Origin of the sequence: Citrobacter tructae (genome assembly GCF_004684345.1) — a bacterium.
Lineage (GTDB): Bacteria > Pseudomonadota > Gammaproteobacteria > Enterobacterales > Enterobacteriaceae > Citrobacter > Citrobacter tructae.
In genome coordinates, this window is sequence record NZ_CP038469.1 from 856,096 (window position 1) to 874,096 (window position 18,001).

An 18,001-nucleotide genomic window follows, 5' to 3' on the forward strand; every position below is an offset into this window, starting at 1 on the left:
ACGGATTATAGGGAGAGGGGGTGTTGGCAGCCACACAAAAAGTGTGGATCAGACCTGAGTAAGGTCTTTATGCTTATCCTGTAGACGATTTTCGTGACAGTGTAACGTTTATTGCTTGTTTGGCTGGTCAAGTAACCAGCCTGGCGGAGTTATTTGCGCGGTTCGTCATCCCAGGCGTGAGGGGCAAACAGATAGCCTTTATTACGGATGGTCTTGATGCGATACGGTTCCGTGGCGTTATCCAGCAATTTTTTACGCAGGCGGGAAATCGCCACATCAACGCTGCGGTCCAGTCCGTCATAGCTCACGCCGCGCAGATTTTTCAGTAACGCATCGCGATCCATAATGTGTCCCGCATGAGTTGCCAGTTCCCACAGCAGTTCAAAATCAGCGGTAGACAGAGAGACAGGTTCACCTGCAAGCAGTACGGAACGATTGGTCGGGTCGATAGTCAGCGTACCAAAGCGCAGTGTGGTATGTGGTGTCAGGGTTGCCGCCTGAATACCTTTAGACTGAGTCGAGTATTCATTCTGGCGTAAATGCAGGCGCAGGCGGGCCAGCAGAACCGCTGGAGGCGTGGTTTTGAGAATGTAATCACAGGCGCCCATTTCGAGCGCCAGAATATGATTCATATCGCTGTCGAGAGACGTCAGCAGAACAATCGGACCCTGCCAGCGTCCGCGCAAATCGCGGCAGATGGTCATACCGTCTTTGCCCGGCAGCATAATGTCTAACAACACCAGATCGGGTTGAACGTGCAGGATCTTCTCTTCAGCCAAATCGCCACGCGGTTCAAGGATAACCTCGATATCGTGCCGGGCAAGGTAGGCGGCAATCAGCGAGCCGACTTCAGGATCATCTTCAACAAATACGATGGTGTTCATATCATTCATTTTGAATATAAAGCGCCAACATACACCGACCCCGTTTTTCCTTCCATTAATCTTTTCTAAACAACAACGCTTCCGTTATGCTAGGGGCTGATGTTATCGATGTGTTAAGGCAGGATGATGGGGCTCGTTATAAAAGCGGCGCTGGGTGCGCTGGTGGTGGTATTGATTGGTGTGCTGGCTAAAACAAAGAATTACTATATTGCCGGGTTAATTCCGTTGTTCCCGACATTTGCGCTGATCGCTCACTATATCGTGGCCAGCGAGCGTGGGATCGACGCATTACGCACCACGATAGTCTTTAGTATGTGGTCGATTATTCCCTATTTTGTCTACCTCGTTTCACTGTGGTACTTCACCGGGTTTATGCGCTTGCCCGTCGCGCTCGGCGGATCAGTGGTGTGCTGGGGCCTGAGCGCGTGGCTGCTGATTATCTGTTGGGTAAAACTGCACTAACGCAGGTGGCGGCCACCGTCCACGGCAAAACTGCGTCCGGTGACAAAACAGCTGGTCAACAGATAATCTATTAAATCAATGACCTCTTTCTCGCCAGGGGCGGTTTTCATCAGCGATTTATTCAGTGCCTGTTGGCGATATTCGGCGTCATCACTTTCGTTAAACAGGATCAGCGACGGGGCGATAGCGTTGACTTTGACTTCCGGCGCTAGTTTACGCGCGAATGAACGGGTCATGTTGTCCAGTGCCGCTTTACTGGCCGCGTAAGCAATATGTTTGTCGCTGCCGCGCTCGACGACGTAGTCGGTAAAATGGATGATGTCGCTGGCGGCGTGGCCGTGACCGCGAAGCAGGTCTTCCAGCGCGTGGTTGAGCAGGTAGGGCGTGTTGACATGGATCTGCATCATGCTCGACAGCACGTCAGACAGCGACGTGCCGGGCTTTTCAGCGACCCAGGCGCTGGCATTATGCACGATAGCGCGTAATCCATCCGTGTGGTTTTTTACTTCGTCGGCAAAAGCCAGCACGCCGACATCGGTCGAAAAATCGGCCTGGATGCACACTGCCCCCGCGTCTTGCAGGCCATCGATCGACGGGTAATGCGTCCGATAGCTGACAATCACCGGCTGTTTTTGGTTCAGAAAATGCCATGCGATCGCGAGGCCGATGCGACGGCCTGCGCCGGTGATCAGTATTGGCAAAGGGGGCTTATTACCCATCGTAATCTCCTTGAATTGCTAACGATGGGAATGACATTTACCCCATCAACATCCAGGTCGCCGGAACCGACGCTACAAGTAGCAGGCCGATCAAAGCCATCTCCTGGCGGTTTAATACGTTTTGGTGCGTGTGTGTTTTACGGGCATAAAGAAAAACCAGCAACCCAGGCGCATACAGCACAACGGACAGCAACAAGTGCATCGGGCCTGAAGCATACAATAACCATAAGCCATAAATACACGCACCGATACCAACTGCCTGATGAATCGGGCGGGTAGCGATTTTCAGCAGGAATGCGCCGACCAGGAAATAGGGCACCAGAATCATCTCTGAAGCAATGGTCAGGAGTGTATTGTAGTCGGAGCCTGTGAGCCAGATCAGCACCAGGCAAACCTGAACGCTAATATTGGTCAGCCACAGGGACGCCGACGGTGCCCCCTGTGCATTCTGTCGTGCGAAAATACGTGGAAACGCTTTGTACGTCGATGCCATAAACGGCACTTCGGCTGCCATTATCGTCCAGCTTAAATAGGCGCCACAAACGGAGACAATCAGGCCTGCCGCAATAATAATTTCACCCCATGGCCCCATCATTTTGACCATCAATCCGGCCATTGACGGGTTACGGATCTCTGCCAGTTCCGGGCGGGCAACCACGCCAAGAGAAAGCAGGGTAACCAGCAGGTAAAAGCCCAGGGCGGCAAGAACCGCCAGCAGCGTGGCGCGACCGACATCGCGTTTATTGCGTGCGCGCGCTGAAACCACGACCGCGCCTTCCACCCCGATGAACACCCACAGCGTGATGAGCATGGTGTTTTTAACCTGCTCCCAGACCGGAACGCCCAGCGCAATGCCGGTAAAATCCAGGGTAAAGGTATCGAGCTTGAACAGCATAAAGGCCAGCACGACAAACAGGCCCAGCGGCAATAATTTCGCCAGCGTCGCCACCAGATTAATGCTGGCCGCTGTCTGTACACCGCGCAAAACCAGAAAGTGGACTACCCACAGCAGCACTGAGGCCCCGACGATAGACTGCCAGGTATTTCCATCGCCAAATAACCGCAATTCAGGTGTATCGGTAAAGAAGCTGAGCGCAGAAAAAACGATAACCAGATAAGAAACGTTAGCGATAACGGCGCATAGCCAGTAACCCCACGCTGAGCAGAAGCCAATTAGTTCGCCAAATCCTTCACGCGCGTAGGTAAAAATACCGCCGTCCAGTTCAGGGCGAATACGCGTCAGGATGAGCATGGCAAAGGCGAGCAGGAGAATTCCCGCACCGGTAATCGCCCACCCAATCAGTAATGCGGCCGGGCTGGCTACCGCCGCCATATTTTGTGGCAGGCTGAAAACACCAGCACCGAGCATTGAGCTTAAAACCAGCGCGGTCAGTGCGCTCAGACCCAATTTCTTTTCCATTTGTATCCAGTGACAAAAACGAGAGTGAGAGAATAATTATTTTGGCAAACCGCATAAAAATGGTGAAAGCCACTAAGGCGCGGGATTTTACGGAGAGAAGAGAGCGCATGCAACGATTGCGGAAAGATTTGTGACTTAAAAAGCGAAAGGCGGCAAAAAGCCGCCTTATTTTACTACAAATGTCGCTTACTTATACAGATCGGCACTGATGGTCATGTTGTTACCGCGTTCCTGCCACTGGCGGGTGATGTGGTAGTACTTCGCGCCTTTTTTCGCGGCACGTTTAGCAACCTGATAAGAGACTTCAGTCATGTTGCCGTAGTTACCGGTGAACTTGATGCTGTCGAACGGCACCATCATGGCCGCTGTCGCTTTGTTCAGTTCTTCTACTTTCGTACCGTCAGGCAGCGTGACAGTGTAACGCCCACCTTTGGTTGACTGGGTTTCGAAGAAACGACCAACTTCAGCACTCGGAGACGCGGTAGTGGCGACGCCCGGGATCTCAACTTTCTTAGCGGCTTCGCCACCGGCTGCTAATGCTGCGCGTCCGGCATCGGAATCTGCCGGGATCGCGTCAGGGCTTTGTACAACGCGTTTTTTCGCATCTTCTTTATAGATAAACGCGGTAATACGCTGGTTGCCACCCTGGTTGGCATCAACCTGGCGAACGATGTAGAAAGAGTAAGCCCCTTTCTCTCTCGCCGCTTTGGTGATGGCATCATTGACTTCAGGCTGGCTGCGGTAGAAACCCTGTACCGTAACGGTATCGAATGGTTCTATCAGAACGGCCTGATCTTTAGGTAATTCTACAACGCCGTTGATGACGCGATTCTTGTTGGCTTCCGCCTTTTCAGCGTCGGCTTTATAGACGTCGGCGACGACACGCCAGTTACCGCCGCTGCCAAAATCTGAGGTATCAACAACATAAAAGGAGGCTGCGCCGTCTTTATCTGCACGGCGGGATACGGCGGCAACCGCATCACCGATAGCATTAAAACGACCGGTCACCACAATGCGGTCGTAGGGTTTCAGGGCAGCAGCTTGCTCCGGCGTCAATTCTGTCGCTGCATTTACAGAAAAAGCAGTCGCAGAAAGAAGTGCGGACGCCAGGAGAGTGTTCTTAAGCTTCATAAAAATAATCCTTCGCCTTGCGCAAACCAGGTACTGGTATTGTTATTGACTAGAAACGTGGCTGATTATTGCATTTAAATTGTGTCAGTGTCTGCGTCATTTTTCACTCATCGTGCCAGCCGTCGTAGCAACATCGATAACATTTAGTGATATGTCTAAAAATTCGGCATTTCAGCGCAAAAACTGATAAACCGATTGAATTTCATAAGTTAATTTAATGTTAATCAATTGTTTTGTGGTGGCGCTTAATCACGTTTTGCCGCTTCGCTTGAGCGAATTATCGGCCTTTGCGGGCTATTTCAAGGGCATTATCCCTGTTTGCGGGTAAATTCATCCCAGTTTTGCGAATTTCATAATAAATACTGTTTTTTGGCGCTAGATCACAGGCGCTAATTTCAGTAGGTTATACAGAGTTTGTTACTGTTTAATTTTGTTGGGGTAATACTGACCTCTTACGTGAGCGTGCGCAGGCCGCTTACGAACATTGATAAACCATCATCAAAAATACAGATGGAAGGGAACATTATGCGAATTGGCATACCAAGAGAACGGTTAACCAATGAAACCCGTGTTGCAGCCACGCCGAAGACGGTTGAGCAGTTGCTGAAGCTGGGTTTTAGCGTCGCGGTTGAAAGCGGCGCGGGTCAACTGGCGAGTTTTGACGACAAGGCGTTTGTGCAAGCGGGCGCGGAAATTGTTGGCGGAGAAGCTGTCTGGCAGTCAGAGATTATCCTGAAGGTCAATGCGCCGGAAGAATTTGAAATTCCGTTGCTGAATCCTGGGACCACGCTGGTCAGTTTTCTCTGGCCGGCGCAAAACCCCGAGTTATTGAAAAAACTCGCCGAGCGCAATGTCACCGTGATGGCAATGGACTCCGTGCCGCGTATTTCGCGTGCGCAGTCGCTGGATGCCCTCAGTTCGATGGCCAACATCGCCGGGTATCGCGCCATTGTTGAAGCCGCGCATGAATTTGGCCGCTTCTTTACCGGGCAAATCACCGCAGCGGGTAAGGTTCCTCCTGCTAAAGTGATGGTGATCGGTGCCGGCGTTGCTGGCCTGGCAGCCATTGGCGCGGCAAATAGTCTGGGGGCGATTGTTCGTGCCTTTGATACGCGCCCGGAAGTGAAAGAACAAGTGCAGAGTATGGGTGCTGAGTTCCTCGAACTGGATTTCAAAGAGGAAGCAGGCAGTGGCGATGGCTACGCCAAGGTGATGTCCGAAGCGTTCATCAAAGCCGAGATGGAACTGTTTGCCGCGCAGGCAAAAGACGTCGATATTATTGTGACTACTGCGTTGATTCCAGGCAAACCCGCGCCGAAGCTGATCACCCGCGAGATGGTCGAATCCATGAAATCGGGCAGCGTGATTGTCGATTTAGCGGCGCAAAATGGCGGTAACTGTGAGTACACCGTTGCCAACCAGGTCACCACGACTGAGAATGGCGTTAAGGTTATTGGCTATACCGATCTTCCGGGGCGTTTACCGACGCAGTCCTCTCAGTTGTACGGAACTAACCTCGTTAACCTGCTCAAACTGCTGTGTAAAGAGAAAGACGGCAATATCACCGTGGATTTCGACGATGTCGTGGTGCGTGGTGTGACGGTGGTTCGCGACGGTGAAATCACTTGGCCTGCGCCGCCGATCCAGGTTTCTGCACAACCGCAGGCAGCGCCAAAAGCCGCACCAGCCCCCGTAGAAGAGAAAAAGCCGGTCTCACCGTGGCGTAAATACGCCCTGATGGCGCTGGTAGTGATTCTGTTTGGCTGGCTGGCTGATGTCGCGCCAAAAGAGTTCCTTGGTCACTTTACGGTGTTCGCGCTTTCCTGCGTGGTGGGTTACTACGTGGTATGGAACGTGTCGCATGCGCTGCATACGCCGCTGATGTCCGTGACCAATGCCATCTCCGGGATCATCGTTGTGGGGGCATTATTGCAGATTGGCCAGGGTGGCTGGGTGAGTTTCCTGAGCTTTATCGCGGTACTTATTGCCAGCATTAATATTTTCGGTGGCTTCACCGTGACTCAGCGCATGCTGAAAATGTTCCGGAAAAACTAAGGGGTAGCACATGTCTGGAGGATTAGTTACAGCTGCATACATTGTTGCCGCGATCCTGTTTATTTTCAGTCTGGCGGGGCTTTCAAAACATGAAACGTCTCAGCAGGGTAATAACTTCGGTATCGCCGGGATGGCGATTGCGCTGATTGCAACGATCTTTGGTCCGGAAACCGGCAACGTGGCGTGGATTCTGGTGGCCATGATCATCGGCGGCGCGATTGGTATTCGTCTGGCGAAGAAAGTTGAGATGACCGAGATGCCGGAGCTGGTGGCGATTCTGCACAGCTTCGTCGGCCTGGCTGCGGTGCTGGTTGGTTTTAACAGTTACCTGTATCACGAAGCGGGACTGGAACCGATTCTGGTGAATATTCACCTGACTGAGGTGTTCCTGGGTATCTTCATCGGCGCGGTGACCTTCACGGGTTCTATCGTGGCGTTTGGTAAACTGCGCGGCAAGATCTCCTCTAAACCGCTGATGCTGCCGAACCGTCACAAACTGAACCTTGCGGCGCTGGTGGTTTCGTTCCTGCTACTGGTTCTTTTCGTGCGTACTGAAAGCGTGGGTCTGCAGGTTCTGGCGCTGCTGGTGATGACCATCATCGCGCTGGCGTTTGGCTGGCATCTGGTGGCGTCCATTGGTGGGGCAGATATGCCGGTTGTGGTATCGATGCTGAACTCCTACTCAGGATGGGCGGCAGCGGCAGCGGGCTTTATGCTGAGCAACGACCTGCTGATTGTCACCGGTGCGCTGGTCGGTTCCTCGGGTGCGATCCTGTCTTACATCATGTGTAAGGCGATGAACCGCTCTTTCATCAGCGTCATTGCCGGTGGTTTTGGTACCGACGGTTCCTCTACTGGAGACGATCAGGAAGCGGGCGAGCATCGCGAGATTACGGCGGAAGACACCGCAGAAATGCTGAAAGAATCGCACTCAGTGATCATCACCCCGGGCTACGGTATGGCGGTGGCGCAGGCACAGTATCCGGTGGCTGAAATCACCGAGAAACTGCGCGCACGCGGCATCAAGGTACGTTTCGGTATTCACCCGGTTGCCGGACGTCTGCCGGGGCATATGAACGTGCTGCTGGCGGAAGCGAAGGTACCTTACGATATCGTGCTGGAAATGGATGAAATCAACGATGATTTCTCCGATACCGACACCGTGCTGGTTATTGGCGCGAACGATACCGTCAACCCGGCGGCCCTGGACGATCCGAAAAGTCCAATCGCCGGAATGCCGGTACTGGAAGTGTGGAAGGCGCACAATGTCATTGTGTTTAAGCGTTCGATGAATACCGGTTACGCGGGGGTGCAGAACCCACTGTTCTTTAAAGATAACACCCACATGTTGTTTGGCGATGCTAAAGCCAGCGTGGATGCGATTCTGAAAGCGTTGTAATCGTCAGCTAAAAACAAAACGGCCTCTGCGGAGGCCGTTTTGCATTTCACGCCTTGTTGAGATCGCTCAGCAGAATGGCAATGCTTTGGCCGCCTTCGGTTTGCTCAAGCGCAATTTTAACGATGATGGTGAGCGGCACGGAAAGCAGCATGCCTACCGGTCCCAGTAGCCAGCCCCAGAAGATCAACGACAGAAACACCACCAGCGTAGACAATCCTAATCCGCGCCCCATGATGCGCGGTTCGAGAATATTACCGAATACCAGGTTAATCGCCAGATAGCCCGCCAGCACCACAAGGGCGTCGTAAAATCCGCTAAACACCAGTACCTGAGCAATAGGGGGGATCGCCGCCAGCACGGAGCCGATGTTAGGGATATAGTTCAGAGCGAAGGCCAGCAGGCCCCAGACAAAAGCGAACCGGACATCGAGTGCCGCCAGCATGCCCCAGGCAACTAGACCAGTGACGATGCTGATGGCCGTTTTGAGCACAAGGTAGTGTGACACGCTGTCGATTGCACGTTGAATTGCCGCCATTCCCTCGACGGGTCGGCTCATCATCTGTTTCAGTTTATTGGGTAACTGCGGGACCTCCAGCAGCATAAACACCACCGTTAACAGCAGTAAAAAAATCGATGACATGGCATTGGACAATTGCGTCAGTAAATTTGTCACCAGCGTCATCGCTGCATTAGGGTCGATATATTTAACAAGTTCGTCGACAGAAACACCAATACCCGCGCGCTGCAGCCAGGGTTCGATGTTTTTCAGTGGGATAACCAGCGAGGAACGGTATTGCGGCAGCGTTCTGGCTAATTCATTTAAGGATGTACCTAAATACGCTAAAAGCAGCACCATTAGCATCACAATAATAACAACCAGCAATGACACTGCTAATACTCGTGGAATGCGAAGTTTGACCATGCGGCGGACCACGGGGTTAAGCACCACGGCAATAAACAACGCCAGAATAAAGGGTACGACAATGTCGGCAGCGAAGCGTATGCCGGTTAAAATTATCACCAGCATACCCAACATAATGACTAACTTTAGACCGCTAAGCGTGATGATCGGTTTCGCCATGTTTATTCCTGAATAATTATCCTGAATCTGGATAATAGTGTGATTTGCGTCGAACGGTTATAACAAAAATCAAACGCAGCGAGTAAAGAAGTGAAAATATTTTGAGTTCGTATTGGACCTATGGTACAAATCGTGTGTAGTTTAACTACCGAGGACAATTATCATCCGCGATGACGAGAAGCAACACTGCGGATAATTGTAATATTATGGACAATACGTTCAGGATGTTTTTGCGTTTACCTACACTTCTTCGTACCTCTTCCACTTTCCTGCTTGCGGGTGAGCAACACTGGCGCAACGCGCTTTAGTCCCTTCTTCTGCCTGAGCTGGCGTTATGCGCTGAGCTATCTGATTTTATTTTTTGGTTTGCTGCATGCAGTAGGCCCAAAGAACTATATTCTCAAGCAGGAGAAGCATCATGTTTTACTGGATTTTATTAGGTCTGGCCATTGCGGCTGAAATTACAGGCACGCTGTCGATGAAATGGGCAAGTGTAGGCAATGGCAATACGGGCTTTATTTTAATGCTGGTAATGATCGCCTTATCGTATATTTTTCTTAGTTTTGCCGTTAAAAAAATTGCCCTCGGCGTGGCCTACGCGTTATGGGAAGGCATCGGTATTTTATTTATTACGCTGTTTAGCGTGCTGTTATTTGACGAAACCTTGTCCGCGATGAAGGTGGCTGGATTGGTCTCGCTGGTGTTCGGTATTGTGCTGATTAAATCTGGCACACGAAAGCCTGCAAAATCGAGTAGGAAGGTGACCCATGCAGCAGTTTGAGTGGGTTCACGGCGCCTGGTTGGGTTTGGCCATTGTGTTGGAAATTGTCGCTAACGTCTTTTTGAAATTTTCCGATGGTTTTCGCCGTAAAGCCTATGGTGTGCTGTCATTGGCCGCTGTGCTGGCTGCCTTCAGTGCGCTGTCCCAGGCGGTAAAAGGCATTGACCTTTCCGTTGCTTATGCCTTGTGGGGGGGATTCGGGATTGCCGCCACGTTGGCCGCAGGCTGGGTGCTTTTTGGTCAGCGCCTGAATAATAAAGGCTGGATAGGCGTCGCATTGCTGCTGGCCGGCATGATCATGATTAAACTCGCCTGATAAAATGCTGCCTGCGTCCGCAGGCAGCATGTTGTTATCCCTTTGCTAAGGTTTCCAGTTTATCGCGAAAACCGGTGACTGAAATAGCGCGGTTATCCGCCCGCCAGCGATCTTTAGCTGCCGGTGCAGAGCTTTGAACACCGATCAATTGCCAGCCCGAATCTGTCTTCAGCATCAATGGGGAGCCGCTGTCGCCAGGGAGTGTGTCGCACTGATGGGACATGACGGTGTTTTGCGCCCAACCGGTCACCACACAATCCTGATGTGTGTACAGATCGTCAAGATGGTCTTCCGGGTAACCTGACTGGGTTACTTTGCGATCTGCGGCTTTCAGCGCTGCGGTTAACGCGGCTTTATCGCCTTGATATAAGGGAAGCGGTGTAATTCCTGACGGTGGATAACGCAATACCACCAGACCAAAATCCCACGGTGCCGCTGAGGGGGGCACGATCCAGCCATCGCCATCCGCTTTTAAACGCTTGCCCAGTGAAGAATCAACCCGTCCCTCAATGCCGTGGATTTCATAGCGCCAGACGCCTTTTTTTGACACAAAGCGCAGTGCAACAGCTTTATCCGGCTTGCCATTAGGGGGCGTTAGTAGACAGTGTCCGGCGGTCAGGGCCAGGCGCGGAGAAATGAGCGTAGCCGTACACAGGTTACCGCTGGCGGTTTCCAGTTGTCCGATTGCGTCCCAGGGTGACTGTGTCGGGTCAGTAATCTGTACGCGATCGTCATGCCCAAAAAATAGCGTTTTTATATCGTCAGCATCTGTGCTGGTCGTTGTGGGCTGATCCGCATGCGCAACGACAGGAGAAAGACAAATAGAACCCAGTAATACCGCAATGGTTTTATGCATATCACACTCTGGTGGGGAATTATGATTATTAAAAGCAAACCCTCAATGAATACTATAGACGGGACGGTGGGAAAGTGGGAGTAAAATCAGGTAACTACACTCAGGAAAGATAAAAGTGCGCGGCAATAAGGCCGCAAATTATCAGTGTAATAAGAATGAACTCAAAGCGGTAATGTGACACCATTTTACCCTCCGAAAGGCGGCGCTAAATCAGGAAGACTTAGCGCCGTATGCGATGGCGTGGGGGACGCCATTGTTATTACTGATGTCTTATGCGGCCGGTTGAGCAGCAGGTTTAGCGGCTTCGTGTTTTACTGCTTTTTTGCTGTGTTTTTTCGCAGCCTGAGCTTTCTGCTCTGGTGCTTTTTGTTCTGCAGCAGGTTTAGTTGCCGCTTTTTTGGTATGTTTTTTCGCAGCCTGAGCTTTCTGCTCTGGTGCTTTTTGTTCTACAGCAGGTTTGGTTGCAGATTTTTTAGCGTGTTTTTTAGCGGCCTGAGCTTTCTGCTCAGCGGCTTTATGCTGTTTTTTATGATGCGTTGTTTTTGCCGGGGCTGCTTTTGTGGTCGCAGTAGCAGCCGGAGCGGTGGTAGCAGTTGTTTCAGCAGCAAAAGCAGCAGAAGACAGACCCATAGCAGCGGCAACAACCAGAGCTAATACTTTTTTCATTCTCATACCCTCGATTTGGTTTTTCATTCAACCCCACTGCGGGGCCGTTGAAATAACTATATCGCTGTAATATCAGGGCTTCCGTGAGTCATTGGTTTCGGCGTGTAACCGTTTGTACAATGACTCACGGCAGGAGATTACAGATAGCGGGCTTCGAGATGTGCGCGGAAATAGCGGCTACTGAGCGGTTCACCGGTCGCCTGAGTAATCAGCTGTTCGGTGGTGAAACGGCTACCGTGCTGCCAGATGTTCTGGCGTAACCAGTCAAACAGTGGGCTGAAGTCGCCCTGAGCGATGGACGCCTCTAACCCCGGTAACGCACGGTTCGCTGCACTAAACAACTGTGCTGCATACATGGCACCAAGGGTATAAGAAGGGAAGTAGCCAAAACCGCCGTCGGTCCAGTGGATATCCTGCATACAGCCGTTGCGATAGTTGCCGATGGTTGACAGCCCCAGCCAGGCCTGCATTTTTTCATTCCACAACGCCGGAATATCATCGACTTCAATGTCGCCGTTAATCAGCGCACGCTCAATTTCGTAGCGCAGGATCACATGGGCGGGGTAGCTTACCTCATCGGCATCAACGCGGATAAAGCCCGGCTTCACCTGCTGGTTCCAGGCGATAAAGTTACTTTCTTCAAAGGCGGCCTGATCGCCAAAATGCCGCTTCACCGCCGGAATTAACCGCGTCAGGAAGGCGGTGCTTCGACCCAACTGCATTTCAAAGAACAGGCTTTGAGATTCATGGATGGCGGTTGAGCGCGCCAGTGCGATAGGTTGCCCTGACCAGTTGCGCGGCAGATTTTGCTCATAGCGCGCATGGCCGGTCTCATGGATCACACCGAACAGTGCGCTGAGCAATTCGTTTTCATCATACCGTGTGGTGATGCGGACATCTTCCGGCACGCCGCCGCAGAACGGGTGGGCGCTAATGTCCAGTCGTCCGCCAGCAAAATCGAATCCCAGTTGCGCCATTGTCTCGAGACCTAATTCGCGCTGTACCTCAGTTGGGAAGGGGCCAATCGGCGCAATAAGCGACTGTTGGGATTGTTTGGCGACGACTTTGTTTAACAGGTCCGGAAGCCAGCTTTTGAGATCGGCGAATAGCACGTCCAGGCGGGCGCTGGTCATGTCTGGTTCAAACACATCCAGCAGCGCATCGTACGGTGAACAACCTTTGGCCTCGGCACGTAGCCTCGCCTCTTCGCGGCTGTACTTCACCACGTCTTTCAGGTTTTCAGCAAAGCCTTCCCAGTCATTGGCTGGGCGCTGGCTGCGCCAGGCGTGTTCGCAGCGACTGCCCGCCAGGGATTTGGCTTCGACCAGGGATTCCGGCAACAATGATGCTTGATGATGCAGGCGCGTCATTTCTCGCAGATTGGCCTGCTCAACATCGTTCAACTGTTCCTGTTTCGCGCCGGCAATCCATGTGGCGACCTTAGGGTCGGTTAACAACTGATGTTCCAGGACGTTCAGTTCCGCCAGCGCTTCGCCACGGGCTTGACTGCCGCCGGGAGGCATCATAGTAAACATGTCCCAACTGGCTATTGCCGAGAGGTGGGAGAAGCGAGAGAGCCGCTGGAAGGTGCGGGTGAGTTGCTGGTAATTTGTACTGTTACTCATTATTTTCGTTCTCGTTCTGTTGGACCAGACTGGAGAGTCTAACGTGATTTAACGCATTTACCCATTCATCGTCTGGTCGGGTGAAATTTTGGTAGCTTGTAAACGATAATGATACTTTTTATCATAAAGAAAATTTGATGTGGTAAATCATGAAGTGATCTTTTACCAAGGAGAAGGTGTGCAACAGGAAGTCGGTAGCGAGTATATCGCCAGAAGCAGGGCAGTATCCGGTTGTGTTTCGATGTTTTTACTGATGTTTGGCCTCACGTTTGTCCCTCTTTTCTTTGCCAAAAGCGTGGTATTACAGGCACAGGGGTTGCTGTTTCCGCTGCTGTTCGCTGCGGAGTTTGTTGTGCTGGTGCCATTGTATTATTTCTTCTTTAGCAAAAGAGCAGGTTTAGGAAAAGGTAGGTTTAACGCAACGTGGTTTGGCATTTTATTTGCCACACTTTTGCTGGTGCAATTTGTTGGCCCCTGGCTGCTGGGAATAAGACAGAATGAAGAATGGGTGACAACCCAGGTATCATTACGCAGTTATGCGCTATGGCTGTCGAGTTTGTCACTGATATTTATTGCCCCGGTTTATGAAGAAATGATTTTCCGTGGTTGCCTGTTTAATGCTTTCCAGTACTGGTTCAAGGATAAAACCTGGCTGACGTCGACGGTGGTGTCCGCCATTTTTGCGCTGATGCATACGCAATATGTGGATTTTAGAACCTTGCTGCTGCTGTTTATTGTGTCGCTGGTTCTGATCTATGCCCGAATTAAAAGCAACGGTATATTGATGCCGATTATGCTGCACATCCTGATGAACGGCACGGTAGTAGCCCTACAAATCGCGGCTTAGGCATTAGCGACGTCGTAACGCTGATGGGTGCCCGGGGATGTTTTGTTATCTCCGGGCATCACTATCAGTCGTGCAAACGGTGGTGTAAACGGCCCCCCACCAGCAGCGCGAGGATCAGCATCAACGCAATAAACCCACCGACGCCGTTCCAGCCGTAGTTATGCCAGAATATGCCACCCAGCGTACCTGCGATACTCGATCCCAGGTAATAACAGAATAGATACAAAGACGAGGCCTGGCCTTTGGCGCGTTTAGCGCGCGGACCAATCCAACTGCTGGCCACCGAATGTGCGGCGAAGAAACCGGCAGAAAACAGCAGCATCCCAGCAAAAATCAACCACAGTGACGTGAACAGCGTCATCAGCAACCCTACCAGCATCACACCCGTCGAGAACAACATCACCGGGCCCCGGCCATAGCGGGTGGTCATCGACCCTGCCTTCGGTGAACTCCAGGTACCGGTGAGGTAAGCCACGGACAGCAGGCCAACCACTGCCTGGCTGAGTTCCCAGGGTGACAGCATCAGGCGGTAGCCGATGTAATTAAACAGCGTTACAAATGAACCCATCAATAAGAAACCGACCATAAATAGCAGCGGTAATCCTGGGTCACGCCAGTGTAAACGGAAGTTAATAAACAATGATTTAGGCCGCAGCGACGTTGGTCTGAAGTGGCGGGATTCCGGTAAGATTTTCCAGAACATTAGTGCGGAGGCGAGGGCAAAACAGCCGATAGCTGCCAGCGCAATACGCCAGTTAAAAAAGTCGGTAAATACACCGCTGATCAAACGGCCGCTCATGCCGCCAATCGAGTTACCACTGATATACAGACCCATCGAAAAGGCAACAAAGCTGGGATGGATCTCCTCGCTGAGATAGGTCATGCCCACTGCGGCCACGCCGCTTAATGACAGACCAATCAACGCACGCATAATGAGAATACCGTGCCAACTGGTCATCATTGTCGAAAGCAGCGTGCAGCAGGAGGCCAGCAGCAGCGCGGTGACCATTACCGGCTTGCGGCCAATGGCGTCGGAAAGTGGCCCGGTAAACAGTAGACCTATCGCCAGCATTGCGGTTGAGATAGACAGTGAAATACTGCTGTTGGCGGGGGATACGCCAAATTCATGTGATAGCACAGGTAGGATCGGCTGTACGCAATATAGCAGGGCAAATGTCGCTAACCCGGCGGAAAACAGCGCCAGCGTGACGCGCATAAACGAGGATGTGCCGCGTTTTATAAACGCATCCGGCGGGGAGATACTCTGTTCATCAACATCGCTTGTCGGTGCAGTATCGACAGTAGTTGTACGGCTCACTTGAAATCCATCTGTTATTAACAACCAGCCTTAAGAGTATGAAAATCACAATATTCTGTCTAATATATTAATAATCTCAAATAATATTTTAAAAATATGAATATTGAACTGCGTCACCTGCGCTACTTTGTGGCGGTTGCGGAAGAACTGCATTTTGGCCGCGCGGCAGCCCGGCTGAATATTTCCCAACCCCCTTTGAGCCAACAGATCCAAATCCTCGAGCAGCAGGTAGGCGCCCGGCTGCTGGCGCGCACCAATCGCAGCGTAGCGCTGACTGCTGCAGGCAGACAGTTTCTGGCCGACAGTCGGCAGATCCTCGGGCTGGTGAACGAAGCCGCCGCAAGGGCCGAACGTCTGCATTTGGGAGAAGCGGGGGAGCTGCGTATCGGCTTTACCTCTTCTGCACCGTTTATCAAGGCGGTTTCAGATACGCTGTCCTTTTTCCGCCAGTGTTACCCCGACGTACATATGCAAACCCGTGAAATGAATACCCGCGAGCAAATTGCCCCGCTGAGCGAAGGGACGCTGGATATGGGACTCCTGCGCAATACACAACTCCCGGACACGCTGCACCGGGAGGTCATCCTGCACGAGCCGCTGATGGCGATGATCCCACGTGTACATCCGTTGGCGAAAAAGCCAGTTGTCACGCTGGCGGAACTTGCCCGCGAGCCGTTTGTTTTTTTTGATCCGCATGTGGGTACCGGATTGTATGACGATATTCTTGGCTTGATGCGTCGCTACGACCTGAAGCCTACCATCACTCAGGAGGTCGGCGAGGCGATGACCATTATCGGTCTGGTGGCTGCGGGACTGGGGGTGTCAATTCTGCCCGCCTCCTTTAAGCGGGTGCAGTTGTATGAAATGTGCTGGGTACCTATCGCAGAAGAAGATGCCGTTTCTGAAATGTGGCTGGTGTGGCCTAAACATCGCGAGCAAAGCCATGCCGCGCAACGCTTTCGCCAGCAGCTCTTGGCGGCGGTACAGCATGCTTAAATTAGTTTAAAAACGGGCAAAAATGTGCAGTAAATCACACGGCTAAGTAAAAAGTTGACGGAAACCATTGAAGTGCTTCACCATAGTCTACAGATTATTTCGGAGCGCGAAAATAAAGGGAGTAAGTGGTGGTTGCTGATAGTCAGCCTGGGCATATCGATCAAATTAAGCAGACCAATGCGGGTGCAGTTTATCGCCTGATTGATCAGCTCGGACCGGTATCGCGTATTGATCTCTCTCGCCTGGCACAATTGGCGCCTGCCAGTATTACCAAAATTGTCCGCGAAATGCTCGAAGCACATTTGGTGCAAGAGCTGGAAATAAAAGAAGCCGGGAGTCGTGGTCGTCCGGCCGTTGGCCTGGTTGTCGAAACGGAAGCCTGGCACTATTTATCTATTCGTATCAGCCGCGGCGAGATTTTTCTCGCGTTACGCGATCTCAGCAGCAAACTGGTGGTTGAAGACTGCCTCGAAATGCCGCTGGTCTCCGAAATTCCGCTGCTCGATCGCGTTATCGCGCAGGTCGATCAGTTTTTCATCCGCCATCAGCAAAAGCTCGAACGATTAACCTCCATCGCCATCACCTTACCCGGGATTATTGATACCGAGAATGGCATCGTGCATCGCATGCCATTTTACGATGACGTGAAGGAGATGCCACTGGGCGATGCGCTGGAGAAACATACCGGTGTCCCGGTGTACATTCAGCATGATATTAGTGCCTGGACTATGGCCGAAGCGCTTTTTGGTGCTTCGCGCGGTGCTCGCGATGTGATTCAGGTGGTGATTGACCACAACGTGGGCGCTGGCGTGATTACCGACGGTCATTTGCTGCATGCGGGTAGCAGCAGTCTGGTCGAGATTGGTCATACGCAAGTGGACCCTTATGGCAAGCGTTGCTACTGCGGCAATCATGGATGTCTGGAAACGATTGCCAGCGTGGACAGCGTTCTCGAACTCGCGCAGGTGCGCCTGAAGCAGTCGATGAGTTCCTCGTTGCATGGACAACCGTTGACGGTGGATTCGATATGCCTGGCTGCCATGCAGGGTGACTTACTGGCGAAAGATATTATCAACGGCGTTGGGACACATGTGGGGCGCATCCTCGCCATCATGGTGAATTTGTTCAATCCGCAAAAGATTTTGATTGGATCTCCACTCAGCAAGGCCGCAGATATTCTGTTTCCGACCATTGCTGACAGCATTCGTCAACAAGCGCTACCTGCCTACAGTCGACACATTGTTGTTGAGAGTACGCAGTTTACCAACCAGGGAACGATGGCAGGGGCTGCACTCGTGAAGGACGCGATGTATAACGGTTCTTTGTTGATTCGTCTATTACAGGGTTAACAATTTTTAACTGTTGTACAAAAAATTGCGCTATCTCAAGCTGATTCAGGTTCTCTTACCTTAGACTTTCTCCACTGTATTATTTTCCTGACTTAT

General features: G+C 51.8%; 19 protein-coding genes. 9 read left to right on the forward strand and 10 right to left on the reverse strand.

Translation table 11 applies throughout. The features are described from left to right. Window positions 1-149 precede the first annotated feature (149 nt). Window positions 150-893 (reverse strand): two-component system response regulator RstA, encoded by a 744-nt coding sequence (gene rstA / locus E4Z61_RS04660; protein WP_135321748.1) that lies wholly within the window; start codon window positions 891-893, stop codon window positions 150-152. Between the two features lie 117 nt (window positions 894-1,010). Between rstA and E4Z61_RS04665 the strand changes: the two genes are divergently transcribed. Continuing rightward, window positions 1,011-1,346 (forward strand): GlpM family protein, encoded by a 336-nt coding sequence (locus E4Z61_RS04665; RefSeq protein ID WP_135321749.1) that lies wholly within the window; start codon window positions 1,011-1,013, stop codon window positions 1,344-1,346. Here E4Z61_RS04665 and folM read toward each other — a convergent pair. From folM to ydgH, 3 genes are all read right to left on the reverse strand, one after another. Further along, window positions 1,343-2,065: a dihydromonapterin reductase gene (gene folM / locus E4Z61_RS04670; RefSeq protein ID WP_135321750.1), complete on the reverse strand. Its 723-nt coding sequence runs from the start codon at window positions 2,063-2,065 to the stop codon at window positions 1,343-1,345. The genes E4Z61_RS04665 and folM overlap by 4 nt on opposite strands. Window positions 2,066-2,102: 37 nt before the next feature. Continuing rightward, window positions 2,103-3,485, reverse strand: coding sequence for an amino acid permease (locus tag E4Z61_RS04675; RefSeq protein WP_135321751.1), 1,383 nt, complete (start codon window positions 3,483-3,485; stop codon window positions 2,103-2,105). 186 nt (window positions 3,486-3,671) lie between these two features. Beyond that, window positions 3,672-4,616, reverse strand: a complete 945-nt coding sequence (gene ydgH / locus E4Z61_RS04680) for a DUF1471 family protein YdgH (protein ID WP_135321752.1) — start codon at window positions 4,614-4,616, stop codon at window positions 3,672-3,674. Window positions 4,617-5,141: 525 nt separating this feature from the next. Here ydgH and pntA point away from each other — a divergent pair. Together pntA and pntB are read left to right on the forward strand one after the other, a co-directional pair. Further along, the gene (pntA, locus tag E4Z61_RS04685; RefSeq protein WP_135321753.1) at window positions 5,142-6,671 is read left to right on the forward strand and encodes a Re/Si-specific NAD(P)(+) transhydrogenase subunit alpha; all 1,530 of its coding nucleotides are present in this window, start codon (window positions 5,142-5,144) and stop codon (window positions 6,669-6,671) included. A gap of 10 nt (window positions 6,672-6,681) precedes the next feature. Next, a complete protein-coding gene (pntB, locus tag E4Z61_RS04690; RefSeq protein ID WP_135321754.1) occupies window positions 6,682-8,070 on the forward strand; it encodes a Re/Si-specific NAD(P)(+) transhydrogenase subunit beta in 1,389 nt (462 codons plus the stop codon). A 46-nt stretch (window positions 8,071-8,116) separates the two neighbouring features. Here the strand turns inward: pntB and E4Z61_RS04695 are convergent, their stop codons facing one another. Further along, window positions 8,117-9,151, reverse strand: a complete 1,035-nt coding sequence (locus E4Z61_RS04695; RefSeq protein ID WP_135321755.1) for an AI-2E family transporter — start codon at window positions 9,149-9,151, stop codon at window positions 8,117-8,119. Window positions 9,152-9,321: 170 nt separating this feature from the next. On the opposite strand from E4Z61_RS04695, the gene E4Z61_RS24330 reads away from it, so the two are divergent. The 3 genes from E4Z61_RS24330 to mdtI all read left to right on the forward strand — a co-directional run bounded on the left by E4Z61_RS24330 (window position 9,322) and on the right by mdtI (window position 10,248). Continuing rightward, entirely contained in the window at window positions 9,322-9,459 is a 138-nt protein-coding gene (locus E4Z61_RS24330) for a protein YdgV (protein WP_135321756.1), read from the forward strand. Between the two features lie 110 nt (window positions 9,460-9,569). Further along, window positions 9,570-9,932 (forward strand): multidrug/spermidine efflux SMR transporter subunit MdtJ, encoded by a 363-nt coding sequence (gene mdtJ / locus E4Z61_RS04705; protein WP_135321757.1) that lies wholly within the window; start codon window positions 9,570-9,572, stop codon window positions 9,930-9,932. Continuing rightward, window positions 9,919-10,248: a multidrug/spermidine efflux SMR transporter subunit MdtI gene (mdtI, locus tag E4Z61_RS04710; protein ID WP_135321758.1), complete on the forward strand. Its 330-nt coding sequence runs from the start codon at window positions 9,919-9,921 to the stop codon at window positions 10,246-10,248. Before mdtJ ends, mdtI begins: the two co-directional genes overlap by 14 nt. A 34-nt stretch (window positions 10,249-10,282) precedes the next feature. Here mdtI and E4Z61_RS04715 read toward each other — a convergent pair whose 3' ends face one another. The 4 genes from E4Z61_RS04715 to E4Z61_RS04725 all read right to left on the reverse strand — a co-directional run bounded on the left by E4Z61_RS04715 (window position 10,283) and on the right by E4Z61_RS04725 (window position 13,395). Then, window positions 10,283-11,104 (reverse strand): trypsin-like serine peptidase, encoded by an 822-nt coding sequence (locus E4Z61_RS04715; RefSeq protein ID WP_135321759.1) that lies wholly within the window; start codon window positions 11,102-11,104, stop codon window positions 10,283-10,285. Window positions 11,105-11,204: 100 nt separating this feature from the next. After that, the gene (gene ydgU, locus E4Z61_RS24455; RefSeq protein ID WP_476695776.1) at window positions 11,205-11,288 is read right to left on the reverse strand and encodes a small membrane protein YdgU; all 84 of its coding nucleotides are present in this window, start codon (window positions 11,286-11,288) and stop codon (window positions 11,205-11,207) included. An 86-nt stretch (window positions 11,289-11,374) separates the two neighbouring features. Continuing rightward, entirely contained in the window at window positions 11,375-11,770 is a 396-nt protein-coding gene (gene asr, locus E4Z61_RS04720) for an acid resistance repetitive basic protein Asr (protein WP_135321760.1), read from the reverse strand. Window positions 11,771-11,907: 137 nt separating this feature from the next. Continuing rightward, window positions 11,908-13,395, reverse strand: coding sequence for a carboxypeptidase M32 (locus E4Z61_RS04725; RefSeq protein ID WP_135321761.1), 1,488 nt, complete (start codon window positions 13,393-13,395; stop codon window positions 11,908-11,910). Window positions 13,396-13,636: 241 nt separating this feature from the next. Between E4Z61_RS04725 and E4Z61_RS04730 the strand changes: the two genes are divergently transcribed. Beyond that, window positions 13,637-14,242: a CPBP family intramembrane glutamic endopeptidase gene (locus E4Z61_RS04730; protein ID WP_420808707.1), complete on the forward strand. Its 606-nt coding sequence runs from the start codon at window positions 13,637-13,639 to the stop codon at window positions 14,240-14,242. Window positions 14,243-14,306: 64 nt separating this feature from the next. Here the strand turns inward: E4Z61_RS04730 and E4Z61_RS04735 are convergent, their stop codons facing one another. Further along, on the reverse strand, window positions 14,307-15,560 hold the full coding sequence (locus E4Z61_RS04735; RefSeq protein WP_135321763.1) for an MFS transporter: 1,254 nt from the start codon (window positions 15,558-15,560) through the stop codon (window positions 14,307-14,309). 96 nt (window positions 15,561-15,656) lie between these two features. Here E4Z61_RS04735 and E4Z61_RS04740 point away from each other — a divergent pair, with 96 nt between their 5' ends. Beyond that, on the forward strand, window positions 15,657-16,556 hold the full coding sequence (locus tag E4Z61_RS04740; protein ID WP_135321764.1) for a LysR family transcriptional regulator: 900 nt from the start codon (window positions 15,657-15,659) through the stop codon (window positions 16,554-16,556). Between the two features lie 128 nt (window positions 16,557-16,684). Then, the gene (mlc, locus tag E4Z61_RS04745) at window positions 16,685-17,905 is read left to right on the forward strand and encodes a sugar metabolism global transcriptional regulator Mlc (protein ID WP_135321765.1); all 1,221 of its coding nucleotides are present in this window, start codon (window positions 16,685-16,687) and stop codon (window positions 17,903-17,905) included. Window positions 17,906-18,001 lie beyond the last annotated feature (96 nt).